This is a genomic window from Chitinophaga sp. Hz27 (assembly GCF_042263525.1).
Lineage (GTDB): Bacteria > Bacteroidota > Bacteroidia > Chitinophagales > Chitinophagaceae > Chitinophaga.
The window spans coordinates 183,199-208,816 of the sequence record NZ_JBHKFJ010000009.1; the positions used below are offsets into that span (position 1 = coordinate 183,199).

Here is a 25,618-nt window from a genome sequence, read left to right on the forward strand (position 1 = left end):
TCCTTGTCTTATCATGTATTTACTCAAATTAACCAATTCCTAAAACTTCATCAAAATGGCCAATCAAATTGTCATCATTAAGAGTGATGGTACTTCCACTCAACCCATGAATCAGGCACAAGCCGAAAGTTATCTCGGAAACCTGATCACTGCTGATCGCATAGCTAATTTAAAACAAGCTTTGAACGATGTCACCGGTGGAAAGGGCAAGCCTACTGGAAAGTATAAGTTCAACAACTTCCCGGTGCTGCATGCTTCCTCTGGTGTTATCGGTGTCAAAAGCGTATCGTTGTTTTTCTATGACAACGGTGGCAACCACCACATCTTCGCGATGGGCGAGCATGTTGCGGCCTCTTCTTACAAATTAACGGACTACGGCCAACCTGCCGGTGATTTCAAGAAAAATGCAACCATTACCATTTAAGGAAGCATCCGTATTTTAACTTACTACCCCATTATTTTCCTCAATTAACCGAACCCCTAAAATTTAAGAGCAATGGCAAACATGTTCATTCTTATCTCTAAAAATAACCAGTACAGCAAACCAATGACGCAGGCTGAAATGAAAAAAGAGCTGGAAGGATATATCAATAAAGAAAGCTTTGGTAATTTAAGCCAGGCGCTTAATGATGTAGCAGATGGAAAGGGAAAAGCAACTCAGCCTTATACCTATCCTCATGGCACCGAAAATTTTCCTGTGCTTCATGCTTCCTCTGGTAAAATAGGCGCTAACGCCAGTATATCCTTGTTTTGGTACGATAAACCCAGAGATAAAGAGAAAGACCATTACATCATTGCAATGGGAGAGCATACAACTTCCACTACTTATTACCTGGCACACTATGGCCAAACGGAAGGCGACTTCAAGTTAAAGAAGACAATAAAGCTTTCCTAGTCAAATAATAAAGATTTTATTGTTACTGACAACAACGGCATCATCACATTTTCGTGATGTGGTGAGCCGTTGTTGCCTGCAAAAGAAGGAACACACCTCACAAATACGTGATGTGAGGGAGAGCGTTTGCTTCAAATTATGGCCGCACAAGCTTAATGTCAACTACAAAAATGTATTCATCGCCAGTGAAAGCAGTCGCTTTCCTTGGGACATATATAATCATAATTATCTTTTTCAACCAAACTTTAAAATTAAAAACAATGGCAGACAAATTTATTAGGATTTACGACAACGTCAATCAAACTGGAGAGATGAACCAGTTTGAAATGCAGGCAGAGCTGAAAACTTATATTGACAGGGAGTTGTATGCCAATTTAAGTCAGGCGCTTAATGATGTGGCAGATGGGAGAGGATCAGCTACCGGAAGTAAGACTTTTAATGGCTATCCTGTCCTCCATGCTTCAGCAGGTAAGATTGGTCGGAGTAGTATTACGCTATTTTGGTATGAGAAAGACCGTAATCACTACATCATTGCAATGGGCGAGCATGCAAATTCTACTACCTATGATTTGACGCACTATGGCCAGATAGAGGGGGATTTCAGATTAAATAACAGGATAACGATTGTTTAATTTAGATGAATCCGGAGGAATGTATTTCCAAAAAAAAGAGGAACCAGCGTAGGTGCATGGTTCCTCTTTTTTATAGTAGCAAGTCTTATTTCAGGGTTGCCAGCAGTTTGTTGTTCAGTGCAATATAGTCATCACTTTTAGCTGCTTTTGAAAGTTCCAGCGACTTCAGTGCTGCTGCTTTAGCAGTGGCATTATCTTTTACCAGGGAGTGGATACGTGCCTTCTGGTAGATGATATAGAAAGCATCTGAATTCTGCTCTGCTGCTTTATCGATATATTCAACCGCTTTTTTCAGGTTGGTATTGAGATCAGCATAGTAGAGTGCTGCCTGGAAATAAGGTTTTTTGTCTGACTGTAATGCTGCATCCAGGTCCGCTTCAATTTTTTTGTCTACATCAGCGGTGATGGTTACAGGAACTACGGTTTTGTCCCAGGCCAGGGTCAGTACCATTGAATTATATTTGATGTTATCAAAGCCGATGGTGAAGCTTTGGAGCGCTGTAGCACTACGTTGAGGCGTCACAGTTACACGCGCAACATCATTCTCTTGTTTGTAATCCGCTGGTTTGGTAACATCCAGGCTGGTGGTGAGGATCACAGTCCATTTCTGTTGGCCAGGGATAGTGAGCAGACCATATTTACCAGCTTTTACAGCAACGTCGCCAAATTTTACATCTTCACCGAAGGTGATAGTGGTTGCTTTATTGGCGCCGGTCCTCCATACTTTGTTATAAGGAACGAGGTCACCCATGATAACGCGGCCTTTTGCATTAGGACGGGAATAATCTATTTCCACACTGGATAAAGCAAATTCCTGTTTAATGGTTTGAGTAGGGCTTGGAGCAGGTACTTTCACGCCTTGAGCCATAGATGCGCCAGCATACAGTAAAAATGCGCAGCTGCTTGCTGCAACAAAAGTTTTCAGATTTTTCATGATTTATGTAGAGAAAATTGGTGGCGTATAATTACGATATTACTCTATCAGGCCGTTTCTGAATGCATAAAGAACAATACCGACACTGTTTTTTACATTCAGTTTCTCCAGTAATTTCTGGCGTATACCTTCCACTGTTCGTGGACTGAGGAATACTTTCTCAGAGATTTCCTGGGTAGTGAACTCGTTACAAATTAGCTTCAGTACTTCCAGTTCACGGTCGTTGAGCTGGACTTCATTTTTAAGCGTAGGCTTGATTTGTTGTTTGGTCTTGTGCAGGACTTTTTTGAGTAAGGCCAGGTTTACATTCTCATTGAAATAAAACCCTTTATCATAGGTAGTGCAGATAGCTTCGTAAATTTCTTCCGGTTCGGCATTTTTGAGCAGATAAGCATTAGCGCCGTTTTCCACCAGGTGTACTATGAAGTTATCATCTTCATACATGGTTAGAATGATCACTCTTACGTCCGGGAATTTCGCTTTCACTTTGACAGTAGCTTCAATACCATCCATGTTGGGCATTTTAAGGTCCATGAGGATGACATCGGGCTGCTGTGTTTCCATGATATCAAGCAGATGTTGACCATCTTCTGCCTCAAAGATAACGCTGATATTTTCGTAAGGTATAAGAGTGTTAATGACTCCACTGCGGAAGATCTTATGATCATCGGCAATTGCCACTTTGATATGGTGTGTCATTGGAGGACAGTTTATAGAGAATTACTTATTAATATAGGATAAAATTGTGTATAAATCGGCTTCCGGTAGGATGAAAATGATAATACCATTTTTATCCTACCGGACGGCAATTTAAGAATAAAACTAAATAAGTAAGCACTATTTCTGCTCAATGGCTTGATAATGTTCTACTTGTATTCGGGCAACGGTACCTTGAGGGCTTCGTTTGTTAAAGGATATTGCCCCACCTATGATGTTTAATCGGCTTTCTATATTTTTTAGTCCGAGGCTGTTGACTTTTTGCCGGGAAACATCCAGGGTCTCGAGTAGCTTACCATTTCCATTGTCTGCTACATCGATAGTAAGCAATGATAGGGTATTTGAATAAGACACAATTACTTCACTAGCTTGTGCGTGTTTTATAATGTTATTAATCAGCTCCTGGACCACCCGGTAAGCATGCAAGGCTTTACTTTTATCAACCTGGAAAGAATCATCCGGGGCTACAAAAGTTATTTTTACCTGCTTATTCTTATTCATCAGATTACAAAAGGAATCCAATGCGTGCACCAACCCAAGGTTTTCGAGTGCTTGTGGATGGAGACTCTGGGATATATATCGCAACTGTTGAATGATGGTATCTGTGAAGTCTTTGGTTTCTTTTAATCGCTCAGTCTCTCCATTTCCTGTTTTTAATAATGGTTGTAACCCGCCGATTGTCAACTTGAGTGCCGACAGCTGCGCACCCACCTCGTCATGGAGATCTTCTGCAATTCTCTTCCTTTCCTGTTCTTGTCCTTCCAATACAGCTACCAGTCGTTCCTGTTGAAGCTGCAGATCTTTGTCCCGAATAATTAATTTATGCTGGATAACTTGTTTCTGTTGTAACATTACAAGGAGAATTACCACTACGGCGAGAACCAGCATAATGACACTCCCGATAATGATGATATCAACTATCCGCATACTGCAAATATTTTGTTTTTGTTAGACCAATATAATACAGAATCATGGACATAGATCCAACAATGAAGTTCATTGAGTACAAGGTTAATACAGCCTGGTAAAACTCTGATTGGAGTGCTTTGGTTGCAGGTGTATATTTTTGAAGGAGGTTCATGCTGATAGAAAAAAGGATAGTTGTGCAAAAGTAAAGGAACAATCCTGAATTATACCAGAAACTTGGCAGAGAATTGATATAAATAGAACGCTCAACAAGAGATTTATCTCCAAGTTGTTGAAGGAATAGGCTTATGGCATAGAAAATCATCAGACCAGACTTTATTCCAGTAGAGATAGAATCGTAGTATTGCCTGCCTTCAAAGCCTATAAAGTCTACCGAAAAAATTAATAGCATCACTAAAGGCAGCCACATGATTATATACCGCAGTCTGGGTGACTGTATACAGGTAAGATAAAAAAAGGAAAGGATTACAAATTGAAGAAAGTGCATGAGGTTAAAGAACCACATGTTATTACCAAAAAGTTTCATTAGCACCCATGAGCCACTGGAAAATATCAAAGAAGTAAGGATGTAATAAAACATCCACTTTGAGGAAGGGTCTAGTTTATTATATTTAAGTAAGAAGGGGATCAGAACCAACAGTTCGATCCCCATCATACTAAACAAAGCTCCGAGCATTGTTGTCGTTCCCACTAGTAGATTTTCTTTTTAATGCTTTATGGGATTAAATCAAGGTTGAACGCTGCCCGGATCATTATTACCGCAGTAAGTAGGGCAAGGTACGCCTTCATCGAGAATTAATCCTTGACCATTTTTTGATTGAATCAGATCGTCGCTGGTAACCCCGGGTGGGAGAATATCGACACCGTTAGCGTCTGTTGCAACTAAAACCATTTTCTTTTCTTTCAGATTCTCATCGTTGAAATGCATGCCATAATAAATACGAAGACCAGCTGCATTTTCCTGGGCAAGTAACTCTAAGACTTTGTCTTTAGAGAAACACATGGCTTTTACAAAATCAGGTGCTTTCTGATCACCATGGTCTTTTGCATAGTTGTCTAACAGCGTGTTCATTCTATCCATGGAAATAAAATTTCCAGCTTGTGTGATAGATGGGCGTTGATTTTCGCTCATACGTGCTAAATTTAAAGGTTACTGATTTAGGATAAAGTATGTGGTAAAATTATTATTATTTTTCTCTCTACCAAGATACATTACTGATTATTTTTTGATTATAAGCTGTGTTTTTTTGCTTGTATACTGCCTGCTGTAGCTAGTTTGAAGGTATATGCCACTGCGCTTTTTTTCTTGTTATGATGGCACAAATACTTAAAAATGCGTATTTATACGCATGCTGATTTTCAGTTTTTCAACGCTTGCCTTGTACCAATAACTTTTATTCCTTTGTAATATCGACCGAAAGGAACTATTCTATTTTATCATTTTTATAAAAGCCACATTAGGGCAGGCCTTTCTACCATGTTTGTTCTAACTGGTAAGCATGCAGCATATAATCTGTTCCCTGAAACGAAAGAATAATAATCCCGTTGACCCCAAACCTAAAAATTAAACTATGAGCTACCTATTAATTGGCAATATCTCGGCGCTGATCTGTGATGATTGTATTGAGCCGCTGGCTAATGCAAGGATCAGGATATATCTCCCGGAAAATAAATTCCAGGATGAACATCTGACAGTGGTGAAAGGCATTTTTAATCAATTAAGGCCGCTATCAGCGAGAGAAGTGCTGATGAAGGCGGATCGCCTACTCGCAGAAACTACACTGGACGAACGCGGTAACTTCCGTCTCAGCTGGGAGCAAGCACATTTATTTACGGAAGCTCTTGAAATAGATCTCTGTCTGGACCAAATGCCTGGTAAAACCGGTAACCTGCAATCCAGAAATTATCACCTGAGCACACTGGTACCTCATTGGAAAAAACAGCAGGCAGGATATGTTGCTGCCTATGCTTATGTTATCCCTGCAGATATTTGGGCTGAAATCTATCGTGGCGCAGGTGCATGGGTAATTACCGGTATCGTAAAACATACCACCGGCGTTGTGCAACCAGGTATGCGTATCGCAGCCTACAACGCACTTACAGATAAAAAAATAGCAGAAACATACAGCAATCCTTTTGGTAGGTATATCATGCACTTTTCACGTCGCGACCTATACGCAGGCCGATTACAACTGGTAAAGGAAGGTAGGCGGAATATGGGTCCTGATGTTTATTTCAAAGTTTATAAACATGATCAGCTGGTATGGGAAGAAGAGGAAATTCATGCTATGGCACCAGACCGTCAGGATATTGGACCATGCGCCAGACTCGATATTATTTTCAAACCAGGAATAATTATCCGTGCCACCAGGCAGATCGCACTCTGGCTAAATGCCGTAAAAGCATTCGGCGATAACAAAAAGGGTACGCTGAAACCCTTGTCTACCACCATGCATCATGGTATGGTATCCAGCAAGGAGCCGATGGCCGAGAAATAATGCAGCCAGTTAATGTTCGATAAATCCTGTAAGTCCGGTTAAAAAGTATATCCTGCTTTTTAACCGGACTTGCTTTTAAAATCTGGGATGGAACCTTGACAGTGTATCACGGAGATATTCCCGGTCCAGGTGGGTATAAATTTCTGTAGTAGTGATGCTTTCATGTCCGAGCATCTCCTGTACAGCACGAAGATCTGCACCACCTTCTACGAGGTGAGTGGCAAAGGAGTGACGGAAAGTATGTGGAGATACGTTTTTATGTATACCAGCTTCTTTGGCAAGTTCCTTAATGACAAGGAAAATCATGACCCTGCTCAGAGCACCACCTCTACGGTTGAGGAATAAAGTATCTTCTTCTCCATATTTAACGGGCATGTGTATACGAATATTCCGCCGGTACATGTCGATTTGTTTCATGGCTTCCTTTCCAATGGGCACCAGTCTTTCTTTATTACCTTTCCCGACAACACGAATAAATCCAACATCCATATGCAGTTGTGTTATCTGCAGGGAAATCACCTCGCTTACACGTAATCCGCAGCTGTACATTGTTTCCAGTATGGCCCTGTTTCGATGGCCTTCTGGCGTGTCCATCTTTATTTGGGAGATGAGCAATTCTATTTCTTCGAATGACAATACATCTGGAAGTTTGCGTTGCAGTTTGGGTGCTTCCAGTAGCTGAGAAGGATCTTCTTTTGCCATATCTTCCAATAGCAGGAATTTATAAAATGCTTTGATACCGGAGATAGTACGAGCTTGTGATGCAGGTGTCATGCCTAGTTTAGCAATCCATTGCACACAATCCTGAAGGTCGTTTAGGGTGATGTCCTGGGGGCGAAGTTTCTCTTTGCCATTTGTCTGGAGGTATTGTTCTAGTTTTTCGACATCGCGTAGATATGCTTCAATAGAGTTGGAGGATAATGATCGCTCCAATTGCAGATAGCCTTTGAATAATTTTCGGAATGATTCCCACATTGTGGCAAGTTAAGTGCATTTTTCAAATGCTAAATCGTTTCTCATTTGATAATGCCTAAATTTTTGCGAAGTTGAAAAGAGCTGCGCAGGATTGTCTATTTTTAATAATAGTACAGGCGTTCCCGTTAGAGCCAACAGGACAGTAAAGTTGTTACCCTCCGTTTTGGGAGCCGATGTAGCGTTATTTAAGTTATGATATCTTTTATTGAAAAAACCTCAATGCCATGTAGAAAAAAAGTAATGTATACCTTTTATTTAGAGTATTTGTTTAGATAGATGATTGTATACTGTTTGTAATCAATAATTTAATGTATTAGATATTTAACCAGGAAAAACCTTTTTATGTCTGTGAAAGGCTTAAAAGATTGAGTTTTGTGTGAAGATATTTATTTTATTAATTATATATAAGTGCAAATCCCCCTTTATTTATAGTTTTACTTTAGATAAAATGATATTATTTATTGTAGATCAATTACTTGTATCTACATTAAGCTTAATTCTTTTCCCTCATCTACATATAAAAAAAAGTCGGGGCTGACAGCCCCGGCTATATGGTATAATCTGTAAGTACAGATTAGAATTTCTCCAGACCACTGAAGAAGAAATCTCCTTCGATCTGAGCATTTTCGTCAGAATCAGAACCATGAACGGCGTTACGACCGATTGATTCAGCATACTTCTTACGGATAGTACCTTCTTCTGCGTTAGCAGGGTTAGTAGCACCGATCAGTTTGCGGAAGTCTTCAACTGCATTGTCTTTTTCAAGGATGGCAGCAACAATATGACCGCTACTCATGAACTCAACCAGCTCACCATAGAAAGGTCTTTCTTTGTGAACAGCATAGAATTCACCAGCTTTTGCAGCTGATAACTGCGTCATTTTCATAGCTACAATACGGAAACCTGCTTCGTTAATCATGTTCAGGATACCGCCAATATGCCCGTTTGCAACTGCATCAGGCTTGATCATTGTAAATGTTCTGTTACCCATAGTTTTTTAATTCCGGATTACTGATTTAGGCCGCAAAAGTAATTACATTTTCTTTAGCGGTAAAAAATTTTGAAATTCTGCACCAATTAAAGAACTTCGCACTTCATTTTCTGTTAAGAACACAGACTTATAAATTAACAATATTACAGTTGAATGAAGCCGATTGAGGAAATTAAGCCTTTACTGGAAAGCCCTAAAAAAGTGGTCATTACCATGCATCAAAAACCTGATGCCGACGCCATGGGATCGTCATTAGCGATGTACCATTACCTGATTCAGAAAGGCCACGATGTGACTGTAATATCTCCGACCAACTTCCCCGACTTCCTGAAATGGATGCCGGCCGCTGACCTGGTAGTCGATTTTGAATCATCGCAGGACAAAGCTATGCAGGCCCTGGAAGGTATTGATTTACTCTTCTGCCTGGACTTTAATGCCTTTTACCGCACCAAAAACCTGGCGCCGTACCTGGAAAAGCTGAACTGTACCACCATTCTGATCGATCATCACCTGGAACCACAGCCCACGTTTAACTATGGTGTCAGCGATACTACTGCCAGTTCTACTGCACAGCTAGTATATGAAACCATCTACAAAATGGGAGAGGAGAAGTACATTAACCTGGATATCGCCTCCTGCATCTACGCAGGTACTGTAACAGATACCGGATCTTTCCGTTTCGCCTCCACCAGCGCCCGCGTTCATCGCATGGTCGCCGATCTGATGGACCGCGGACTGAAACACGAAGTTATCCACCAGAATATCTACGATAACTTCCTGGAAAACCGCCTGCGATTCCTGGGCCATAGTCTGCTCAACCGCATGGAGGTTTACTACGAATACAACACCGCCATGCTGGCCATCCCTTATTCAGACCTGAAACGCTTCGACCTGATGACCGGTGATACCGAAGGCCTGGTAAATTTCCTGCTTTCCATTCAAGGTATTAAATTAGCTGCCCTGATAATAGACCGTAACGTAGAGGTAAAACTCTCTTTCCGCTCAAAAGGCAACTTTGATGTGAATACCTTCGCCCGCAAATATTTCGACGGTGGTGGCCACTTCAATGCCTCAGGAGGCCGCAGTTCAGACTCCCTGGAGAAAACTGTGGAAAGATTTCTTAAGGCTATTGAGGAAAATGAAGAACAATTACAATAACTTACCCGATAGATAGTACTTCAACCTACTAATACAGTCAAATGAAAAAAAACAATTATTTATTAGTCGCGGCACTGGGCCTGTTCGCCGCCAGCTGCGGTACAGGTGTGAAAAAAACACCAAGCGGTATTGAATATATCGTGCACAAAGCCGGTAGTGGCGCTCAGCTGAAAATCGGTGATACCGCTCTGGTAAACGTGACCCAGAAAATCAACGACTCTTTGCTGGGTTCTTCCCGTCAGATAGTGGGTGCGCCTATTCCAGTACTGGTTTCTAAACCAATGGACAAATTCGACCTCATGGAAGGCATCGCCCTGCTCCATGAAGGCGATAGCGCTACCTTTATTATTCCTTGGGATTCATTACCTCCAATGCAACGTCCTCCTTTTGGTAAAAAAGGCGACAAGCTGAAAATCACTTTCCAGGTAGACAGCAAATTCTCTACTGCTGCTCAGAAAGAGAAAGATGAAAAAATCATCAAAGAATACCTGGAGAAAAACAAAATCAACGCTACTAAAAATGCAGAAGGCGTTTATGTGGCTGTAAAAGAAGAAGGTACTGGTGCTACTCCAAACCCAGGTGATACCGTTTTCGTTCACTACACTGGTAAACTGACTTCCGGTAAAGTGTTCGATTCAAGCCAGGATTCTACCCTGCGCCCAGGTATGCCGCTGGAACCAATCAAATTCCCTATCGGTCGTGGTTTCGTGATCAAAGGTTGGGATGCTGGTCTGTCTCAGCTGAAAAAAGGTAGTAAAGCTACCCTCGTTATTCCTTCTACACTGGCTTACGGACTGCAAGGTTCACCTCCTGCAATCCCTGGTAACTCAGTACTGGTATTTGAAGTTCAACTGGTAGACGTTAAGCCAGGCGCTCCGGCTCCTGCTGCTCCAGTAGCTCCAGCACCAGCTCCTGTTAAGAAATAATCTTTCTTACCATAAATGAGAAAAGTCCCGGTATACACCGGGACTTTTCTTTTGTTATAAAGTCTAATACAGTCCTAATTTATAAAACGGCTACGTACTGCCGCCGTCGGTACCATGCATACCGGATTTTTACCCGCCCATCTGTACCTGTTTCTCGCCACCAAATCATACACACGATCACGGATAAACGAAGGTACCACAATAAACAAATATAGTAACCGGACAGGAAAGTTAAGTTTTGCTGCCACTCTTAAAGCAGCCGTACTCTTCGTGTATACATGTCCGTTCTCTATCAATATAAATGTTCCCATATCAAGGGTGGTAAATCCATATTTAGCTGCTAAGTCAGCCGCTGCAGCCGATTGTAATGCCGCAAACCGGAAGTAGCCCTTGCTGTCATGACGGATCACATAATTCACCGAAGAATTACAAAAGTTACAGATCCCGTCAAATAATATGATGCCATGATCCATGCCTTCCTATCGTTTGTACAAAGTTACTGCTTATTCACTAAACCAGATCTGACAGATATCAGCTTAAGCATACACATCTATCAATACTTCATAGAGCTTCACCTTCAGGTCTTCCAGCGATACATCCTGGGTAAGGTTGCCATCCTGCGCATAGGAAACAGTACCTCTTTCTTCCGATACAATAATAGCCAGGTTATCGCTATGCTCTGTGATACCCACTGCAGAACGATGTCTTAATCCTACCCGTGTTGGCAGGTCAGGATTTTCCGATACTGGCAGTATCACCTTGGCAGCAAGCATTTTATTACTTACAATGATCAGCGCGCCATCATGCAACGGACTATGTTTATTGAAAATCGATTCTATCAGCTTGGCGCTCACATTAGCATCAATAGGAATACTGGAGGCAGTGTCAAATTTCAGACGGTAGGTGGTAGCCACTACGATCAATGCGCCCGTATTTGTGCTCATCATACGGCTCACCGCAGTGATAATTTCATTGATGATATTCTCTTCATCTTTATAACTCTTAAACTTATCAGGCAGGAATAACTTGGTCAGGAAGCTATCCTTACTCAGAGGTGTTTTCTTGCCAAGCACCAGCAGAAATTTTCTGATTTCAGGTTGAAAGATGATGATGATAGCAATGATACCTACATTGATAAAGTTTTGCAGGATGTTGGTGAGTATAGGCATTCGCAGCGCCCTTACCAGGAAAAACGCAGCATATACCATGAGCAAGCCAACGAAAATATTAAAGGCCAGACTGCCTTTCAGCAGCCGGTATAGTTGAATGATCAGAAAGATTACGATAACCAGGTCTATTATTTCCAGCCAGCGAAACTCATATCCATAAAATTGTATTACTTCCCTCATAATTGTAAAAATAGCGTGTTAGTTTCCATTCAGTTTGTCTAAAATCCGCACCGCTTCCACTGCGGGCTTAACGTCATGTACCCGGAGTATGTGGGTACCTTGTTGTAACGCAACCGTATTTAAAATCGTAGTACCGTTCAATGCTTCTGCAGGCGTAGTATCCAATAATTTATAAATCATTGATTTACGGGAGATGCCTGTCAGTATTGGTGTTTGCAGTATGTCCGTAAACAGATGCAGGTTAGCCATCAGGCTGTAATTATGTTCCAGCGTTTTGCCAAATCCAAATCCCGGATCAGCGATGAAATCCTTGATGCCTGCTGCGCGACAGATAGCCAGCTTGCGGATCAGATAGTCCAGCACATCCCTGACTACATCGTCATATTGTGGATTGGACTGCATAGTTGCTGGCTCTCCTTGCATATGCATCGCAATGTAAGGCACCTGCAATTTGCCAACAGTCGGGATCATCTGGTCGTCAAGATCTCCGGCGCTGATATCGTTGATAATGCCGGCCCCCGCATGCACTGTTTTCTCCGCTACAGCTGCATACCAGGTATCTATTGAAATGATGGCCTCGGGATATTTATTCAAAATTGCATGAATGGCAGGTAACAATCGGTTAAGTTCTTCATCAGCGCCTATCATGGTGGCTCCAGGCCGGCTACTCTGTGCACCCAGGTCCAGGATAGCAGCGCCTTCTTCCAGATGACGGCCTGCCTTTTCAACAATGTGATGCAGTTCCCTCATGCGGTTACCTTCATAGAATGAATCATCGGTCACATTGATGATTCCCATCACCACTGGCTTTGCAAGGGATAATAACCTTCCCCGGCAATTGATGGATAGTGGTGTGAATGTACTGATATGGTTAGTTTTCATGGTAATTGTGCCGCCTGTTTATCTGAAATTCTTTATTTTGCCCCTGCAATTTACGTAATGTAAGCAAGGTGAACAGGAATATTCCCTGCTTCCTGCCTGCAATTTATGATTTTAGCTTCTGAATTATGGATACATTAGCACAATACCACAAAGCATTTGCCGACAGTAAGGATATTTTTATCAAGAAAACGAAGGACTACGGCACTTCCTGGAGAGTACTACGTACTATCTCCGTTGTGGACCAGATTTTTATTAAAGCACAAAGAATCCGCACCATCCAGGAAACCGGTGTACAGAAAGTAGCAGATTCTATTGAAGGAGAATTCAAGGCCATCGTAAACTACGGCATCATCGGTATGATACAGCTGCAGCCAAACGGTAACCCCTATACGGACTTACCAGTAAACGAAGTGGAAGAACTCTACACTAAATACGAAAAAGAAGTAGAAGAAACCATGCTGGCTAAAAACCATGACTATGGAGAAGCCTGGAGAGATATGAGCCAGGAATCCTTTGTAGACCTCATCCTGACCAAATTACTTCGTATTAAACAAATCCTTCGCAACCAGGGTAAAACGCTGATATCTGAAGGTATTGATGCCAATTACACTGATATAATTAATTACGCGTTATTCGCGTTGATCAAGATAGACGAAAGTCTCCACAGCTAACCTAAACCATTAAATCATGAAGATTATCCTAAACCTGTTTCGCATCCTCGTAGGGGTGCTATTCATCTTCTCGGGACTTATTAAAGCCAATGATCCGCTAGGCCTGAGTTACAAGATGGACGAGTTCTTTGAAGTATTACACCTGACCTTCTTGTCTCCATATTCCCTGGCGTTCTCCATTGTAATGAACGTTTTTGAAATTGTGGCCGGCGTAGCTGTATTGATAGGATACCGCATGCGTACCTTCTCTATTCTGTTATTGTTGCTGATCGCATTCTTCACCTTCCTCACCGGCTACGCATTATTCAGCGGTACTATCCGTGAATGCGGTTGCTTTGGTGACTGTATTAAACTTACTGCTACACAAACCTTCTGGAAGGATATTGCCCTCTTTGTAATGATCCTGCTGATCGTAGTGAAACGTAATGATATCAAGCCGTTATTTAAAGGGACTGGCGTTATTATGTTGCTTGCCACCGTATGCTCTTTTGGCCTGCAGTGGTATACCTTACGCCATTTGCCTTTCTTTGATTGTCTGCCATACAAAGTTGGCAATAACATCCCGGAGAAAATGAAACTGCCTCCAGGTGCCACTCCTGATGTTTATCAGATGACATTCATCTACGAAAAGGATGGCGTGAAGAAAGAGTTTACAGATAAAGATTATCCATGGAGTGATTCTACCTGGGTGTTTGTAGATAGAATTGATAAACTGGTGAAGAAAGGAAATGCGGAGCCAGCGATTAAAGATTTTATCCTTACGGATGCTGAAGGTGGAAATCAGACACAATCTATCCTGGAGGAACCAAAGCCTGTATACCTCTTCCTGGTATTGAATACAGATAAGGCAGGCAGCGGCTGGGACGACAAGCTCAAAGCCTTGCAAGCACGCCAGCAGAAAGGTGAAATCGAAATCTTTGGCGTGAGTGCCTCCACGAAAGAACAGATAGCAGCTTTCAAACAACAGCACGGACTGAATTTCCAGTTCTTCCAGATGGATGGAGTGGCTATTAAAACCGCTGGTCGTAGCAATCCAACCCTGATACTGCTGGAAAAAGGCACTATCATTGGTAAGTGGAGCTATCACGATATTCCATAATGCACTATTTTTAACGGTATGGCGTAAAAGGCCATTCCAGGGCTGACCAAAAAGTTAGGGTGCTGGACCCTCTTTCTGGTCAGCCCTCATTTTATAAACCAAATCTGTATGCTGCGCTTCTTGCTAAGAAAACTAGGATATGGCTTGCTGGTGCTACTGGGAGTGGTAACGCTGGTCTTCTTTTTATTTAACGTATTACCGGGCGATCCTGCCAGACTAACATTGGGACAACGTGCAGATGTCGCCTCCCTGGAAAACGTGCGCAAAGAACTACACCTGGACCAGCCAGTGAGTGTGCAATATATCTTGTATCTCAACGATCTTTCACCTGTATCTATTTATAATAAAGAAGAAGCAGCCGCTAACTTCCGCTATCTTCCGTTGCTACATTTCTCCCAAGGTAAAGCATTATTGCTGAAATTTCCTTATCTGCGCAGGTCTTATCAGGGCAAGAAGCCCGTAGGAGAAATGCTATGGGAAGCATTGCCCGGTACCTTATTGCTGGCCACTGCCGCTATGATCTTTGCTACCATTGTAGGCATTTCTCTAGGCATGTTATCAGCAGTGAAGCACAACACCTGGTGGGATACAGGAGCCGTATTTTCCAGCGTACTAGGTATTTCTGCACCTTCATTTTTTGCAGGTATAGTGCTGGCGTATATTTTCGGCTTCCTGCTGAGCGACTATACAGGTTTGCATATGACCGGCAGTTTGTATGATATAGATCCTTTCAAGGGGCGGGTACTAAATATTCGCAATCTGGTATTGCCTGCCCTGACATTGGGAATCAGGCCGTTGGCTATCATCGTGCAATTGACCCGCAGTGCCATGCTGGACGTACTGCACCAGGATTATATCAGAACGGCTTACGCTAAAGGACTAAACGAAAAGTTGGTATTATGGCGTCATGCGCTAAGAAATGCACTAAACCCTGTCATGACGGCCATCACAGGCTGGTTTGCCGAATTGTTGGCAGGCGCCTTCTTTGTTGAATTTATTTTTGGTTGGAAGGGTATCGGTAAAATTACCGTTGATGCCCTTGATAAATATGATTTCCCCGTGGTAATGGGCGCAATTCTTTTCACAGCTGGCATTTTTGTACTGGTAAATATCCTGGCAGATCTCCTCTATGCCGCCATAGATCCACGTATCAAGCTGGATTAATCTCCCCTGAAAAAAAATTTATAAATTTTTGTAACATCTGAATTAACCAGTCGTCTTCTTTTTAAACAGTGCTATTCCACATGTCATTAGAAATATTCCTTTCCCAGGTAGTACCCGTAAGAACAAAGCTTTTCCGCTTTGCTTACCGCCTGCTTGGCAACGAGGAAGATGCCAAGGATATCACTCAGGATGCACTGATGAAAGTATGGGCCATGCAAGGCAAGATGATGGAATTACAAAACCTGGAAGCCTGGTGTATGCGTGTTACGCGAAACCTGGCACTGGATAAGATCAAATCCAGGCAATACAGGATCGCTGACACGCTGGACAAAGCCATTGAATTGCCAGCCTTGCATCAAAACAACCCGCATGCTGCCACAGAACGGAATGAAGTGATGAATAAAGTTCATACAGCTATCAACTCGCTTCCTGAGAAATATCGCACCATCATGCAGCTCAGGGACATGGAAGGGTTGTCCTACCAGGAAATCGCTGATGCCCTGGACATAGATGTCAATGATGTAAAAGTGAATTTACACCGCGCCAGAAAATCGGTGCGGGAGAAACTACAAAATCAACAGGTATATGGATTATAAAACAATCAGTGCGCTGCTGGAAAAATATTGGAATGGAGAAAGTACGCTGGAAGAGGAAGCTTTGCTGAGAGCTTTTTATGCCGAGCCTCATCCGGATATGCCTGAAGATTTAGAAGAAGCAGCATCGCTGTTCCAGTATTTTGGCGCAAACGATGCCTTTCCTGCGGAACCAGCATGGGACCCGCTTCCCATAACAGCAGCCACAGCTCCTGAACCAACGAAGGTAATACGTATGCGATCTGGCTACAACTGGATGAAATACGCCGCAGTATTACTAATGACGGTGGGTATTGGATACGCATTACGCGAACATCAACATACAAAACAACAGGCAAATCAGCAGCTGGCGATGGAAGAAGAAGAGAGAAGAGCTTTCCAGGAAACAAAAAAAGCCCTGGCGCTACTTTCCCGGAACCTGAATAAAGGTACCGAGAAAATGCAGCAACTGTCTTATTTCAATACCGCAGCAGTTAGATTATCCGGAAATTAATAAACTTTTTTACCAACCATTTTAACTTAAACATTTCAACGATGAAACGATTCCTTTTGTTGCTCACGGCAGTTTTTCTGAGTCTGCAGCTATATGCGCAGCAGGGAAGCCCCGTAGAACGCTTCTTCCAGAAGTATGAGAACGACAGGAGCTTTACCGTTATCAGCATTACCCCGAAAATGTTCAGCATGTTCGGCAAATTCGATAGCGGTGACCCTGATGCCAAAACTTTCATGAAAGTGGTACAAAAACTGAAAGGCTTACGAATCCTTTCCAAAGAAACCACTAAAGATGGTGTACGACTCTTCAAAGAAGCCGCTGCTTACCTCGGCGGAGATTACGAAGAACTGATGACCATCCGGGACAAAAGCAATGACCTTAAGTTCATGGTCAAGGAAAATGCTAAAGGCAACATCAATGAGCTGGTGATGCTGGTAGGTGGTCCTGATCAGTTCCTGGCCATGAGCCTCGTTGGCGATATCGACCTCAATGAAATCTCACAGATAGCCGCCAACGTGGATATCCAAGGGATGGATAAATTGAAAAACGTTCGCAGAAAATAATTCACCCCTAAAATTTTTAACAATGAAATCACTACTATTTGGTTGTGCAATGATGCTCACGGCAATGTCCGCGGCCGCACAGGACAAAAGTATCCGCGAATTCACAGCTAATTTTAAAGGCAAAGCAGATGTAACCAGTGTAAACATTGGCAACTTAGGACTCAGGTTTGCAAACCTGGTTTTGAAAATGGGAGAGAAGGATGACCCAGATGTAAAAAACTATGGCAAGATCCTGAAGCATATTAGCCATCTGACGGTGTATTCTTTTGAAAACCTTGATAGCACAAGCATTTACGCGAATAATATATTGCAGCTGAAAAGATCATTAGAGTCAAAAGAAAATTTTGACCTGTTGATGGAAGTTCGTGAGAATAACAATCAGGTTTACGTGCTGAATAAAGGTAAAAGTGATGAGTTGGGAAAACTGGTATTATTAGTACAGGGAGATAAAGAATTGTCTGTTATCAGCCTGAGGACCAGTCTTAAAATGGCAGATGTAAATGACCTGGTGAAAGAGTTTGCAAGTAAAGACAAAGCAGTAACCATCAGGTGATGCAGTATCGACAGAATTGCCAGCCGGCAGCAATTTTGTTGAGATGTTTGTAACCTATGAAGTAGTTATCGTATACCCCTAACCGTGATCTATGTTATCTGATGATCACTTCCTTCACTACGTTTTCCCCCAGCTTTTCGTTTACCAGTTTGATAATTTTATCTTTAGAGTAGCTGAGTTCCTGCTTGAGCGGGGCCACGGTGGTAGTTATAATGAGTTTACCATCTATCAATTGTATACCAGACGTATATCTTGCAATTGTTTTGCCCATAATTTCTTCCCAGTTTTCCTGGATACGTACTTCTGTCAGGCGTGGTTTCATCCTGCTCTTATTCAAAAATTCCCGGAGGGCATCTCCTATACTGGTAGTTCCATGACGCATAAACGCGAAGGTATTAAAAATGTCTAAGACTCCTTAAATGTTTATCAGTTGAATAGGGCTGCCGGCGGCTTCAAAAGCATCACGCAGTCTTTCAGCATGAGTGTCTGTGATGAATACTTGTCCGTATTCTTTACCAGCTACCAATGCGATAAGTCGCTGTACCCTTTCCTGGTCTAGTTTTTCAAACACATCGTCGAGGAGCAGCAGTGGGGGAAAGGCTTTGAATTGTTTGATTACTTCATACTGTGCTAGTTTCAGTGCGAAGAGAAAGCTTTTACGTTGTCCTTGTGAGGCGCTGCTTTTCATGGGGTAGTCGTTCAGGAGAAATACCAGATCATCGCGGTGTATGCCGGCGCTGGTACGTTGCAGCTGCATATCCTTGAATCTGTTGGCTTGTAATTGTTTCGCAAAATCCTCTTCCTGTAAGGTACATTGGTAGCGGATATTCACGACTTCATGGGTGCCGGAAATATAATCGTATAGCCGTTGTACCTGTGGGATAAAGGAAGTCAGGAAATTGCGGCGTGCCTGGTAAACAGGGATGCCATGCTGCACAAGTTGTATGTCGAAAACATCTAGCAGCTGGTCTGCTTGGCTGCCCGCGGATTCCATGTTTTTGAGGAGGGTATTACGTTGTAATAATATTTTTTGGTAGATGATGAGATGTTCGAGATAATCGGGATATAGCTGAGATAGGAGGGTGTCGAGCCATTTGCGGCGTTCTTCAGAGCCGCCAGTAATGATTTCCGCATCATCTGGGGCTATCATCACTGCAGGAAACTGGCCGATATGGCGGGAGAATTTCTCGTAGCGATCATCGTTGAGAGCAAACTCCTTTTTACCTTCTTTAAGAGTACAAACTATTTTTTCGTCGTTGCCATTCTTTTCTATGGCTCCTTCGAGGCGGAAACCATTGGTCTGGTATTGTGTATTCTGACTTTCCTGTGAGCTGAAATAACTTCTGGTAAAACAGAGATAATAGATGGCATCCAGCAGATTTGTTTTGCCGGAGCCATTACGGCCGGTGATGCCAATGATCCTTTCCTGGAAGAGAAAGTCCCGGAAAGCGTAGTTTTTGAACTGTACGAGCGATATTTTTTTTATATGCAGCAAAGAAAAAAATTATTCGTAATAAATAATATGCAAAAATAGGATGATTTATAACTGATAAAAAACCGTGTCCAATGGTGATCTTGGGGGGATTTTACCCATCCGACTGCAAAACTCACTGAAATTGATGAATTTGCATAATTTAATCACAATTGGAATTCATATTTATATTTTACGATTTTCCTGTTATATTTGCGAACAAATTTAGAAAGAGTGCAAACTAAAACAGACGTGAAGACGAAATTCACCAAAGAGACGTATCTGTACTGGTATGAATTGATGCTTTTGCTGCGCCGTTTTGAAGAAAAGGCGGGCCAATTGTATGGTATGCAGAAGATCCGTGGTTTTTGCCATTTGTACATAGGACAGGAAGCAATTGCTGCAGGTGCAATGACTGCGACAAAACCAGCGGATAAATTCATTACTGCGTACCGTGATCACGGATTGGCGCTTGCGAAAGGTATTTCAGCTAATGCTTGTATGGCGGAATTGTATGGTAAGGCGACAGGTTGTTCCAAAGGTAAGGGAGGAAGTATGCACTTTTTCTCAGTGGAGCACAGCTTTTATGGCGGTCACGGTATCGTGGGTGCTCAGATTGGTACAGGCGCAGGTCTGGCTTTCGCTGAGCAATACAAAGGCACCGATAACGTAGCAGTATGTTTCTTCGGAGATGGTGCTGCTCGCCAGGGTATCCTGCATGAAACCTTTAACATGGCCATGCTGTGGAAACTGCCAGTAATATTTGTTTGTGAAAACAACATGTACGCAATGGGTACTTCAGTAGAACGTACTTCTAACGTACTGGATATCTACAAGCTTTCCAACGCTTATGATATGCCTTCTGATACCATCGACGGTATGAGCTGCGAAGCTGTACACGAAGGTTTCGACAGAGCTGTTAAGCGTGCGCGCGCTGGTGAAGGTCCAACCTTACTGGAAATCAAAACTTACCGCTACCGTGGTCACTCTATGAGCGATCCTGCGAAATACCGTACCAAGGAAGAGGTAGAAGAGTATAAAGATAAAGATCCGATTACACAGGTACTGAATGTAATCAAGAAAAATAAATGGGCTACTGAAGCTGATATTGAAGCAATCAACGAAAAAGTGAAAAAAGAAGTAGAAGATTGTGTTCAATTCGCTGAAGAATCTCCATGGCCATCTGATGACGAACTGCTGAAAGATGTTTACATGCAGCAGGATTACCCGTTCATCGTTGACTAATAAAGCATTATCGCATTAACAGTCCCTTCGGAGAATTTCCCCGGAGGGACTGTTAGTCACTTGCAGCTATTCATAAACCAAGCAACTACAATTACACATCAATGGCAGAAACTACAAATAACGCCACCAAGCCTCAAACCAAAAGTGAATTCAACCTGGAGGCTGGCATGCACAGAGCAGAGGATTTCTATACCAAGAATAAAAATATCATCAATATCGCCCTCATCGCTGTTGTTGCTGCTGTGGGAGGATTTTTCGCCTATAATCGTTTTGTGAAAGCACCTAACGAGAAGAAAGCACAGGAAATGATTTTCCAGGCGCAGAACTACTTTGCGGTGGATTCCTTTAAACTGGCACTGAATGGTGATGGTAACAACTTTGGTTTTCTGCAGGTAATCAACAAATACGGTGGCACCCAAGCCGGTAATATCGCTAAATACAGTGCAGGTGTTTGCTACATCCGCCTCGGCGAATTCCAGAAAGGAATCGAACAACTGAAAAACTTCAGCTCCAGTGATCTGATGCTGCAACCATCTGCCCTTGGCTTGATTGGTGACGCTTACATGGAACTGAACCAGGTAAACGACGGTATCGAGTACTACAAAAAAGCTGGTCATTACAACGAAAATGAAATGATCGCTCCTGTATATCTGTTCCGTGCTGGTATGGCACTGGAAAAAGCTGGTAAAGCACAAGATGCTATCGCTATCTACAAAGAAATTAAAGAAAAATACCCACTGAGCAACGAAGGCAAGGAAATGGATAAATACCTGGCTCGTCTCGGTGATGTAAGAAACTAATAATCGCTAATGTGGCTGGCTTTTAGCTGCCCCTATATAGATCCTGTTTATATTTTGGCGCTAAAAGCTATCCCCTACAGCATGAAAGCAACAGAATATGTCGGATAATAACAAAAGCTTATTAAATGATGCTGGCATTCTCAACCTGGAGGATGCCAGTGTTGTTATGGTCTATACCGAATGGAATGACCATATCATAAATGAACTCGTAGCCGGTTGTGAAAAATCACTGGCACAGTACAAGGTCTCCAAAACCAACAAGATTGTAGTCCCTGGCGCTTTCGAGTTGCCATATGCCTGCAAACAGTATTGGGAAAGCACACAAGGTACGGGAAACCAACCTGGCGCTATTATTGCTTTCGGTTGTGTGATCCGTGGAGAAACACCGCACTTTGACTACGTTTGTAAAGCCGTTACGGAAGGAATCCTCCAACTGAACCTTCAGTTACCCGTTCCCGTTATATTCGGTATTCTGACAGTAGACAACGAACAACAGGCCCTCGATCGTCTGGGAGGTGCACACGGTCATAAAGGTGAAGAAGCAGCTATCACTGCACTGAAAATGATAGCATTGCAAAGGAATCTGGCAAAGAGCTAAAACATAAAGATGAACGTACAGTTATTCATACCATGCTTTGTAGACCAAATGTTCCCGGAAACTGCTTTCAACATGGTGAAAGTCTTGGAGAAACTGGGATGCAACGTAATGTACAACACCGAACAAACCTGCTGTGGCCAGCCGGCCTTTAATGCAGGCTATCACGATGAATGCAGAACCGTTGCTAACAAATTTCTGAAGGACTTCCATACCTTCGACTATATAGTAGCCCCAAGTGGCTCCTGTACTGGTTTTGTAAGGAACTACTACGCAAAACTGTTTGATAACTCTGCTGCACATAATGAAGTAAAACTCCTGAAGAAAAACCTCTATGAGTTTACCGAATTCCTGGTAGATGTTTTACACGTAACAGATCTTGGCGCTACACTCAACGGCATTGGTACTTACCATGATGCCTGTGGCGCGTTAAGAGAATGTGGTATTAAGGAAGGTCCCAGAAAACTCCTGGAAAAGGTTAAAGGACTGGAATTAAAAGAGATGAACGATTGCGAGGTATGCTGTGGCTTTGGCGGTACTTTTTCCGTGAAATTTGAGCCTATCTCCATGGGCATGGGCGAACAGAAAGTAAATAACGCGGTTGCCACTGGTGCCGATTATCTTATCTCAACCGACCTGTCCTGCCTGATGCACCTCGACGGTTATATCCGTAAACATGGTACTAATATAAAAATCATGCATATTGCCGATGTACTTGCCAGTGGCTGGTAATCGGCAAATCATCTACCTAAAAAATAATACGAAATGAACTACTGGCTGGTGAAGTCTGAGCCTTTTAAATATTCCTGGGACCAGTTTGTAAAAGATAAAGTTACCTTCTGGGACGGTGTACGTAATTATCAGGCACGTAATAACCTAAAAGCAATGAAAAAAGGAGATAAGGTGCTCTTTTATCATAGCAATGAAGGATTGGAAATTGTAGGTATTGCCACTGTAGCAAAAGAGTTTTATCAAGATCCAACCACACCTGATCCTAACTGGGTAGTGGTAGACTTAAAACCCCTGAAACCATTTAAAAAACCTGTGACCCTGGCTGCCATGAAGGCCGAAAAAGCATTGGCGAACTTATCGCTGATCCGCCAGGGGCGCCTCTCTGTATGTAATGTTACTCCAGAAGAGTTTGAACAGATCATGGAAATGGGTGAAATGAAGTAAGGGAAGAGCGGAAACATCTTATACCTTAATCCCAAAAATAAAATTTCAATGAAAAAAAGATTGGTAGTACTGACCGGCGCTGGTATCAGCGCCGAAAGTGGCCTGCGTACCTTCCGTGATAGTGACGGATTGTGGGAAGGTCATGATGTGTACCAGGTGGCATCCCCCGATGGATGGCGCAAAGATCCTGCACTGGTACTCGAATTCTATAACCAGCGCCGCAAAGACGTTCTTCAGGCAAACCCTAATGAAGCCCATATTGGGCTTGCCAAACTGGAAGAGCACTTTGACGTTAGGATCATCACCCAAAATATCGATGACCTGCACGAACGCGCAGGATCTTCCAGCGTATTGCATTTACATGGGGAGATCTTCAAAATGCGTAGTGTCAAAGATTTTGATGAACAAGGCATCATGGATATCAAGGGTGATATCAAAGTGGGTGATCTGGGGCCTGATGGCGGACAAATGCGCCCACACATCGTTTGGTTTGGTGAAGCCGTACCAATGATAGAACAGGCGCAGCGAGAAGTGATATGGGCCGATATCTTTGTAGTAGTAGGCACGTCGCTGAATGTTTATCCAGCAGCAGGGTTACTTAATTACGCCAAACTGGATGTTCCTAAGTATATCATCGACAAGAAAATTCCTTCCGTCGATGATTACTATAAAAATCTGCATAAGATTGAAAGCCCTGCTACCACAGGTGTTGCAGCGTTAACTGAACTATTGCTGAAAGATGTTCAATCATAGTGATAGTTTTTCGTATATCCTTACACGTTAATCATCTGCATAAAAATAAAAAGCCCTCCCGGACAAGGGAGGGCATCACAAAATCCTTACGCACTGGTAGTGTTTACCATAGGAAATAATATCTTACTCAAACGTTTCTTCAAAACGTATATCGAATTCTTCCAGTTCTTTTAATACAGGATTATAGATCTCCGGCATCACGGGTATGTGTAATCCTTTCAGGCTGACTTTATCAGAGAGCATGAGTTTGGCCATGATACCCAGCGGGAGGCCCACTGTTTTAGCCATTGCCGTTCTTAAATTATCTTCACCCTGTACGATCATATAAGCATGCATACGCGTAGCCATACTGCGTCTTTCGAATTCAATTTCATGCATCATGACGATCATGTCTTTATCCGTAGGCTCCATGCGGAGTTTTTCTTCCACCACAGATTCGAGTACACCTGCATTTGTTTTTTCCCCAAGGTTGATCTGCTCACCATTGAGTAAGCCAAGGTATTTCAGCTGACGGATCACTTTAGATTTGCTGCTTACGCCCAGGTGTTGTGCGACGAATTCATCATGAGCTTCAGCCGTATTATCACCGTCCAGGTTTTGTGTAGCCCAGTTATAATAGGTGAGATGATCTGTCTGTACTTTTTTCGCATCATCCGTAAGGCCTAGTTTAATGAGTGCATTCCAGCCTTCGCAGAAATCCGGGAAACGCAAGGTGGCTCTCATAAAGGTGGCTATTTCCTGTAGTTTATATATTTCCATATAGGAGAGAGAATCTCTGTTGGGATAGTAGGCGAGTTTGCCTAATCCTGGTACCTGTATGGTTTTATTATGATCGAATAATTGTTCGTAGGTAAGTTCTTTTATTTTCCCCTTTTCTTTATAGGTAGCGCCTGAACTGCCTGACAGTACTATGTTTCGGGCATTCCATGAAATTTTGTATTGCCATGGATTATCGATACTATCCGGAGATATGAGGCCGCCGCAATAAGATTTAAAGGAGAAGATCTGTCCGCCTTTCTTTTCGATGGAGTGAATGAGTTTCATGGCAGACATATGGTCAATGCCGGGGTCGAGGCCCATTTCATACATGAATAACAGGCCTGCTTTTTCGATGTCTTTTTCGAGTTTACGGACTTCGGGGTCTACGTAGGAGGCGGTGAGCAGGTTTTTATGAAACTGCAAGCAGTCTTTGGCTACGAGAATATGCAGTGCAGGGGGTAAGAGTGAAATGACGAGATCAGTTTCCTGGATTAGCTGCTGACGAGCAGCCTGGTCATGAATGTTCAGTTCCACGGGGGTTGCATAATAAGATTTGCCAGTCTTGGACTTGATCTGTAATAAGTCTTGGTCGGCTACCGTCACATGCCATTTGTGTCTGGGGGCATTGGTGATAAGATAGTCGATGAGGCTTGTTGCAGATTTTCCTGCGCCAAACAACAAAATATTTCTCATGGTACGCTTTTCTTGGAAAAAGTGATTAAGAATCAGTGGAATAACATAAAATTTGATATATATGTTCGAATTCCTGGGGAAATTCGGATTTATCTATATAAAAAAA

31 protein-coding genes are annotated in these 25,618 nt (G+C 42.6%); 19 read left to right on the top strand and 12 right to left on the bottom strand.

Annotation, left to right across the window (positions count from 1 at the left end; all coding sequences use genetic code 11):
- The first annotated feature begins 55 nt into the window (after positions 1-55).
- From ACE38W_RS21905 to ACE38W_RS21915, 3 genes are all read left to right on the top strand, one after another.
- Positions 56-424 carry a hypothetical protein gene (locus ACE38W_RS21905; RefSeq protein WP_375834731.1) on the top strand — a complete coding sequence of 123 codons (369 nt, stop codon included), beginning with the start codon at positions 56-58 and terminating at the stop codon, positions 422-424.
- Positions 425-496: 72 nt separating this feature from the next.
- Positions 497-895 carry a hypothetical protein gene (locus tag ACE38W_RS21910; protein ID WP_375834733.1) on the top strand — a complete coding sequence of 133 codons (399 nt, stop codon included), beginning with the start codon at positions 497-499 and terminating at the stop codon, positions 893-895.
- Positions 896-1,155: 260 nt separating this feature from the next.
- Positions 1,156-1,527 carry a hypothetical protein gene (locus ACE38W_RS21915; protein WP_375834735.1) on the top strand — a complete coding sequence of 124 codons (372 nt, stop codon included), beginning with the start codon at positions 1,156-1,158 and terminating at the stop codon, positions 1,525-1,527.
- 85 nt (positions 1,528-1,612) lie between these two features.
- Here ACE38W_RS21915 and ACE38W_RS21920 read toward each other — a convergent pair whose 3' ends face one another.
- The 4 genes from ACE38W_RS21920 to ACE38W_RS21935 form a co-directional block, all read right to left on the bottom strand.
- Positions 1,613-2,461: a DUF2911 domain-containing protein gene (locus ACE38W_RS21920; RefSeq protein ID WP_375834738.1), complete on the bottom strand. Its 849-nt coding sequence runs from the start codon at positions 2,459-2,461 to the stop codon at positions 1,613-1,615.
- Between the two features lie 39 nt (positions 2,462-2,500).
- The gene (locus ACE38W_RS21925; RefSeq protein ID WP_375834740.1) at positions 2,501-3,160 is read right to left on the bottom strand and encodes a response regulator; all 660 of its coding nucleotides are present in this window, start codon (positions 3,158-3,160) and stop codon (positions 2,501-2,503) included.
- A 138-nt stretch (positions 3,161-3,298) separates the two neighbouring features.
- Positions 3,299-4,105, bottom strand: coding sequence for a sensor histidine kinase (locus tag ACE38W_RS21930; RefSeq protein ID WP_375834742.1), 807 nt, complete (start codon positions 4,103-4,105; stop codon positions 3,299-3,301).
- Positions 4,106-4,832: 727 nt separating this feature from the next.
- Positions 4,833-5,237, bottom strand: coding sequence for a hypothetical protein (locus tag ACE38W_RS21935; RefSeq protein ID WP_375834745.1), 405 nt, complete (start codon positions 5,235-5,237; stop codon positions 4,833-4,835).
- Positions 5,238-5,676: 439 nt separating this feature from the next.
- Between ACE38W_RS21935 and ACE38W_RS21940 the strand changes: the two genes are divergently transcribed.
- Complete coding sequence (locus ACE38W_RS21940) at positions 5,677-6,603, top strand: hypothetical protein (RefSeq protein WP_375834748.1); 927 nt, start codon at positions 5,677-5,679, stop codon at positions 6,601-6,603.
- Between the two features lie 75 nt (positions 6,604-6,678).
- On the opposite strand, the gene xerD is transcribed toward ACE38W_RS21940, so the two are convergent.
- A complete protein-coding gene (xerD, locus tag ACE38W_RS21945; protein ID WP_375834751.1) occupies positions 6,679-7,578 on the bottom strand; it encodes a site-specific tyrosine recombinase XerD in 900 nt (299 codons plus the stop codon).
- Positions 7,579-8,152: 574 nt separating this feature from the next.
- A complete protein-coding gene (locus ACE38W_RS21950) occupies positions 8,153-8,569 on the bottom strand; it encodes a nucleoside-diphosphate kinase (protein ID WP_073080495.1) in 417 nt (138 codons plus the stop codon).
- 153 nt (positions 8,570-8,722) lie between these two features.
- On the opposite strand from ACE38W_RS21950, the gene ACE38W_RS21955 reads away from it, so the two are divergent.
- Positions 8,723-9,727, top strand: coding sequence for a bifunctional oligoribonuclease/PAP phosphatase NrnA (locus tag ACE38W_RS21955; RefSeq protein WP_375834753.1), 1,005 nt, complete (start codon positions 8,723-8,725; stop codon positions 9,725-9,727).
- A 41-nt stretch (positions 9,728-9,768) separates the two neighbouring features.
- Positions 9,769-10,653, top strand: coding sequence for an FKBP-type peptidyl-prolyl cis-trans isomerase (locus tag ACE38W_RS21960; protein WP_375834755.1), 885 nt, complete (start codon positions 9,769-9,771; stop codon positions 10,651-10,653).
- A 74-nt stretch (positions 10,654-10,727) separates the two neighbouring features.
- Here the strand turns inward: ACE38W_RS21960 and ACE38W_RS21965 are convergent, their stop codons facing one another.
- The 3 genes from ACE38W_RS21965 to folP all read right to left on the bottom strand — a co-directional run bounded on the left by ACE38W_RS21965 (position 10,728) and on the right by folP (position 12,884).
- Positions 10,728-11,126: a thiol-disulfide oxidoreductase DCC family protein gene (locus ACE38W_RS21965; protein ID WP_375834758.1), complete on the bottom strand. Its 399-nt coding sequence runs from the start codon at positions 11,124-11,126 to the stop codon at positions 10,728-10,730.
- A 63-nt stretch (positions 11,127-11,189) separates the two neighbouring features.
- On the bottom strand, positions 11,190-12,002 hold the full coding sequence (locus tag ACE38W_RS21970; RefSeq protein ID WP_375834760.1) for a diadenylate cyclase: 813 nt from the start codon (positions 12,000-12,002) through the stop codon (positions 11,190-11,192).
- A gap of 18 nt (positions 12,003-12,020) precedes the next feature.
- On the bottom strand, positions 12,021-12,884 hold the full coding sequence (folP, locus tag ACE38W_RS21975; RefSeq protein ID WP_375834762.1) for a dihydropteroate synthase: 864 nt from the start codon (positions 12,882-12,884) through the stop codon (positions 12,021-12,023).
- A gap of 125 nt (positions 12,885-13,009) precedes the next feature.
- Here folP and ACE38W_RS21980 point away from each other — a divergent pair, with 125 nt between their 5' ends.
- The 7 genes from ACE38W_RS21980 (at position 13,010) to ACE38W_RS22010 (ending at position 18,020) form a co-directional block, all read left to right on the top strand.
- Positions 13,010-13,555, top strand: coding sequence for a DUF1599 domain-containing protein (locus tag ACE38W_RS21980; protein ID WP_375834764.1), 546 nt, complete (start codon positions 13,010-13,012; stop codon positions 13,553-13,555).
- A gap of 16 nt (positions 13,556-13,571) precedes the next feature.
- Entirely contained in the window at positions 13,572-14,654 is a 1,083-nt protein-coding gene (locus ACE38W_RS21985; protein ID WP_375834766.1) for a BT_3928 family protein, read from the top strand.
- Positions 14,655-14,762: 108 nt separating this feature from the next.
- Entirely contained in the window at positions 14,763-15,818 is a 1,056-nt protein-coding gene (locus ACE38W_RS21990; RefSeq protein WP_375834769.1) for an ABC transporter permease, read from the top strand.
- An 80-nt stretch (positions 15,819-15,898) separates the two neighbouring features.
- Positions 15,899-16,414, top strand: coding sequence for an RNA polymerase sigma factor (locus ACE38W_RS21995; RefSeq protein ID WP_375834771.1), 516 nt, complete (start codon positions 15,899-15,901; stop codon positions 16,412-16,414).
- Positions 16,404-16,904, top strand: a complete 501-nt coding sequence (locus ACE38W_RS22000; protein ID WP_375834773.1) for a hypothetical protein — start codon at positions 16,404-16,406, stop codon at positions 16,902-16,904. The genes ACE38W_RS21995 and ACE38W_RS22000 overlap by 11 nt, the downstream gene beginning before the upstream one ends.
- Positions 16,905-16,945: 41 nt before the next feature.
- Positions 16,946-17,467, top strand: a complete 522-nt coding sequence (locus tag ACE38W_RS22005; RefSeq protein WP_375834775.1) for a DUF4252 domain-containing protein — start codon at positions 16,946-16,948, stop codon at positions 17,465-17,467.
- 22 nt (positions 17,468-17,489) lie between these two features.
- Positions 17,490-18,020, top strand: coding sequence for a DUF4252 domain-containing protein (locus ACE38W_RS22010; protein ID WP_375834778.1), 531 nt, complete (start codon positions 17,490-17,492; stop codon positions 18,018-18,020).
- A 94-nt stretch (positions 18,021-18,114) separates the two neighbouring features.
- Here ACE38W_RS22010 and ACE38W_RS22015 read toward each other — a convergent pair whose 3' ends face one another.
- Together ACE38W_RS22015 and recF are read right to left on the bottom strand one after the other, a co-directional pair.
- The gene (locus tag ACE38W_RS22015) at positions 18,115-18,402 is read right to left on the bottom strand and encodes a DUF721 domain-containing protein (protein WP_375834781.1); all 288 of its coding nucleotides are present in this window, start codon (positions 18,400-18,402) and stop codon (positions 18,115-18,117) included.
- Between the two features lie 33 nt (positions 18,403-18,435).
- A complete protein-coding gene (gene recF / locus ACE38W_RS22020; RefSeq protein ID WP_375834783.1) occupies positions 18,436-19,515 on the bottom strand; it encodes a DNA replication/repair protein RecF in 1,080 nt (359 codons plus the stop codon).
- Positions 19,516-19,743: 228 nt separating this feature from the next.
- Between recF and pdhA the strand changes: the two genes are divergently transcribed.
- From pdhA to ACE38W_RS22050, 6 genes are all read left to right on the top strand, one after another.
- Positions 19,744-20,736: a pyruvate dehydrogenase (acetyl-transferring) E1 component subunit alpha gene (pdhA, locus tag ACE38W_RS22025; protein ID WP_375834786.1), complete on the top strand. Its 993-nt coding sequence runs from the start codon at positions 19,744-19,746 to the stop codon at positions 20,734-20,736.
- Positions 20,737-20,837: 101 nt separating this feature from the next.
- Positions 20,838-21,536, top strand: coding sequence for a tol-pal system YbgF family protein (locus ACE38W_RS22030; protein ID WP_375834789.1), 699 nt, complete (start codon positions 20,838-20,840; stop codon positions 21,534-21,536).
- Positions 21,537-21,633: 97 nt separating this feature from the next.
- Complete coding sequence (gene ribH / locus ACE38W_RS22035) at positions 21,634-22,134, top strand: 6,7-dimethyl-8-ribityllumazine synthase (RefSeq protein WP_375834792.1); 501 nt, start codon at positions 21,634-21,636, stop codon at positions 22,132-22,134.
- A 9-nt stretch (positions 22,135-22,143) separates the two neighbouring features.
- Complete coding sequence (locus ACE38W_RS22040) at positions 22,144-22,863, top strand: (Fe-S)-binding protein (RefSeq protein WP_375834795.1); 720 nt, start codon at positions 22,144-22,146, stop codon at positions 22,861-22,863.
- 33 nt (positions 22,864-22,896) lie between these two features.
- Positions 22,897-23,307 (top strand): EVE domain-containing protein, encoded by a 411-nt coding sequence (locus ACE38W_RS22045; protein ID WP_375834797.1) that lies wholly within the window; start codon positions 22,897-22,899, stop codon positions 23,305-23,307.
- 48 nt (positions 23,308-23,355) lie between these two features.
- Positions 23,356-24,060 (top strand): NAD-dependent deacetylase, encoded by a 705-nt coding sequence (locus ACE38W_RS22050; RefSeq protein ID WP_375834800.1) that lies wholly within the window; start codon positions 23,356-23,358, stop codon positions 24,058-24,060.
- Between the two features lie 123 nt (positions 24,061-24,183).
- Here ACE38W_RS22050 and ACE38W_RS22055 read toward each other — a convergent pair whose 3' ends face one another.
- Positions 24,184-25,512: a saccharopine dehydrogenase C-terminal domain-containing protein gene (locus ACE38W_RS22055; protein WP_375834803.1), complete on the bottom strand. Its 1,329-nt coding sequence runs from the start codon at positions 25,510-25,512 to the stop codon at positions 24,184-24,186.
- Between the last annotated feature and the right edge of the window lie 106 nt (positions 25,513-25,618).

Bases quoted from the DNA above. Each gene is read 5' to 3' on its own strand.
- ACE38W_RS21905 (WP_375834731.1), top strand. From the start codon at position 56: ATGGCCAATCAAATTGTCATCATTAAGAGTGATGGTACTTCCACTCAA.
- ACE38W_RS21910 (WP_375834733.1), top strand. From the start codon at position 497: ATGGCAAACATGTTCATTCTTATCTCTAAAAATAACCAGTACAGCAAA.
- ACE38W_RS21915 (WP_375834735.1), top strand. From the start codon at position 1,156: ATGGCAGACAAATTTATTAGGATTTACGACAACGTCAATCAAACTGGA.
- ACE38W_RS21920 (WP_375834738.1), bottom strand. From the start codon at position 2,461: ATGAAAAATCTGAAAACTTTTGTTGCAGCAAGCAGCTGCGCATTTTTA.
- ACE38W_RS21925 (WP_375834740.1), bottom strand. From the start codon at position 3,160: ATGACACACCATATCAAAGTGGCAATTGCCGATGATCATAAGATCTTC.
- ACE38W_RS21930 (WP_375834742.1), bottom strand. From the start codon at position 4,105: ATGCGGATAGTTGATATCATCATTATCGGGAGTGTCATTATGCTGGTT.
- ACE38W_RS21935 (WP_375834745.1), bottom strand. From the start codon at position 5,237: ATGAGCGAAAATCAACGCCCATCTATCACACAAGCTGGAAATTTTATT.
- ACE38W_RS21940 (WP_375834748.1), top strand. From the start codon at position 5,677: ATGAGCTACCTATTAATTGGCAATATCTCGGCGCTGATCTGTGATGAT.
- xerD (WP_375834751.1), bottom strand. From the start codon at position 7,578: ATGTGGGAATCATTCCGAAAATTATTCAAAGGCTATCTGCAATTGGAG.
- ACE38W_RS21950 (WP_073080495.1), bottom strand. From the start codon at position 8,569: ATGGGTAACAGAACATTTACAATGATCAAGCCTGATGCAGTTGCAAAC.
- ACE38W_RS21955 (WP_375834753.1), top strand. From the start codon at position 8,723: ATGAAGCCGATTGAGGAAATTAAGCCTTTACTGGAAAGCCCTAAAAAA.
- ACE38W_RS21960 (WP_375834755.1), top strand. From the start codon at position 9,769: ATGAAAAAAAACAATTATTTATTAGTCGCGGCACTGGGCCTGTTCGCC.
- ACE38W_RS21965 (WP_375834758.1), bottom strand. From the start codon at position 11,126: ATGGATCATGGCATCATATTATTTGACGGGATCTGTAACTTTTGTAAT.
- ACE38W_RS21970 (WP_375834760.1), bottom strand. From the start codon at position 12,002: ATGAGGGAAGTAATACAATTTTATGGATATGAGTTTCGCTGGCTGGAA.
- folP (WP_375834762.1), bottom strand. From the start codon at position 12,884: ATGAAAACTAACCATATCAGTACATTCACACCACTATCCATCAATTGC.
- ACE38W_RS21980 (WP_375834764.1), top strand. From the start codon at position 13,010: ATGGATACATTAGCACAATACCACAAAGCATTTGCCGACAGTAAGGAT.
- ACE38W_RS21985 (WP_375834766.1), top strand. From the start codon at position 13,572: ATGAAGATTATCCTAAACCTGTTTCGCATCCTCGTAGGGGTGCTATTC.
- ACE38W_RS21990 (WP_375834769.1), top strand. From the start codon at position 14,763: ATGCTGCGCTTCTTGCTAAGAAAACTAGGATATGGCTTGCTGGTGCTA.
- ACE38W_RS21995 (WP_375834771.1), top strand. From the start codon at position 15,899: ATGTCATTAGAAATATTCCTTTCCCAGGTAGTACCCGTAAGAACAAAG.
- ACE38W_RS22000 (WP_375834773.1), top strand. From the start codon at position 16,404: ATGGATTATAAAACAATCAGTGCGCTGCTGGAAAAATATTGGAATGGA.
- ACE38W_RS22005 (WP_375834775.1), top strand. From the start codon at position 16,946: ATGAAACGATTCCTTTTGTTGCTCACGGCAGTTTTTCTGAGTCTGCAG.
- ACE38W_RS22010 (WP_375834778.1), top strand. From the start codon at position 17,490: ATGAAATCACTACTATTTGGTTGTGCAATGATGCTCACGGCAATGTCC.
- ACE38W_RS22015 (WP_375834781.1), bottom strand. From the start codon at position 18,402: ATGCGTCATGGAACTACCAGTATAGGAGATGCCCTCCGGGAATTTTTG.
- ACE38W_RS22030 (WP_375834789.1), top strand. From the start codon at position 20,838: ATGGCAGAAACTACAAATAACGCCACCAAGCCTCAAACCAAAAGTGAA.
- ribH (WP_375834792.1), top strand. From the start codon at position 21,634: ATGTCGGATAATAACAAAAGCTTATTAAATGATGCTGGCATTCTCAAC.
- ACE38W_RS22040 (WP_375834795.1), top strand. From the start codon at position 22,144: ATGAACGTACAGTTATTCATACCATGCTTTGTAGACCAAATGTTCCCG.
- ACE38W_RS22045 (WP_375834797.1), top strand. From the start codon at position 22,897: ATGAACTACTGGCTGGTGAAGTCTGAGCCTTTTAAATATTCCTGGGAC.
- ACE38W_RS22050 (WP_375834800.1), top strand. From the start codon at position 23,356: ATGAAAAAAAGATTGGTAGTACTGACCGGCGCTGGTATCAGCGCCGAA.
- ACE38W_RS22055 (WP_375834803.1), bottom strand. From the start codon at position 25,512: ATGAGAAATATTTTGTTGTTTGGCGCAGGAAAATCTGCAACAAGCCTC.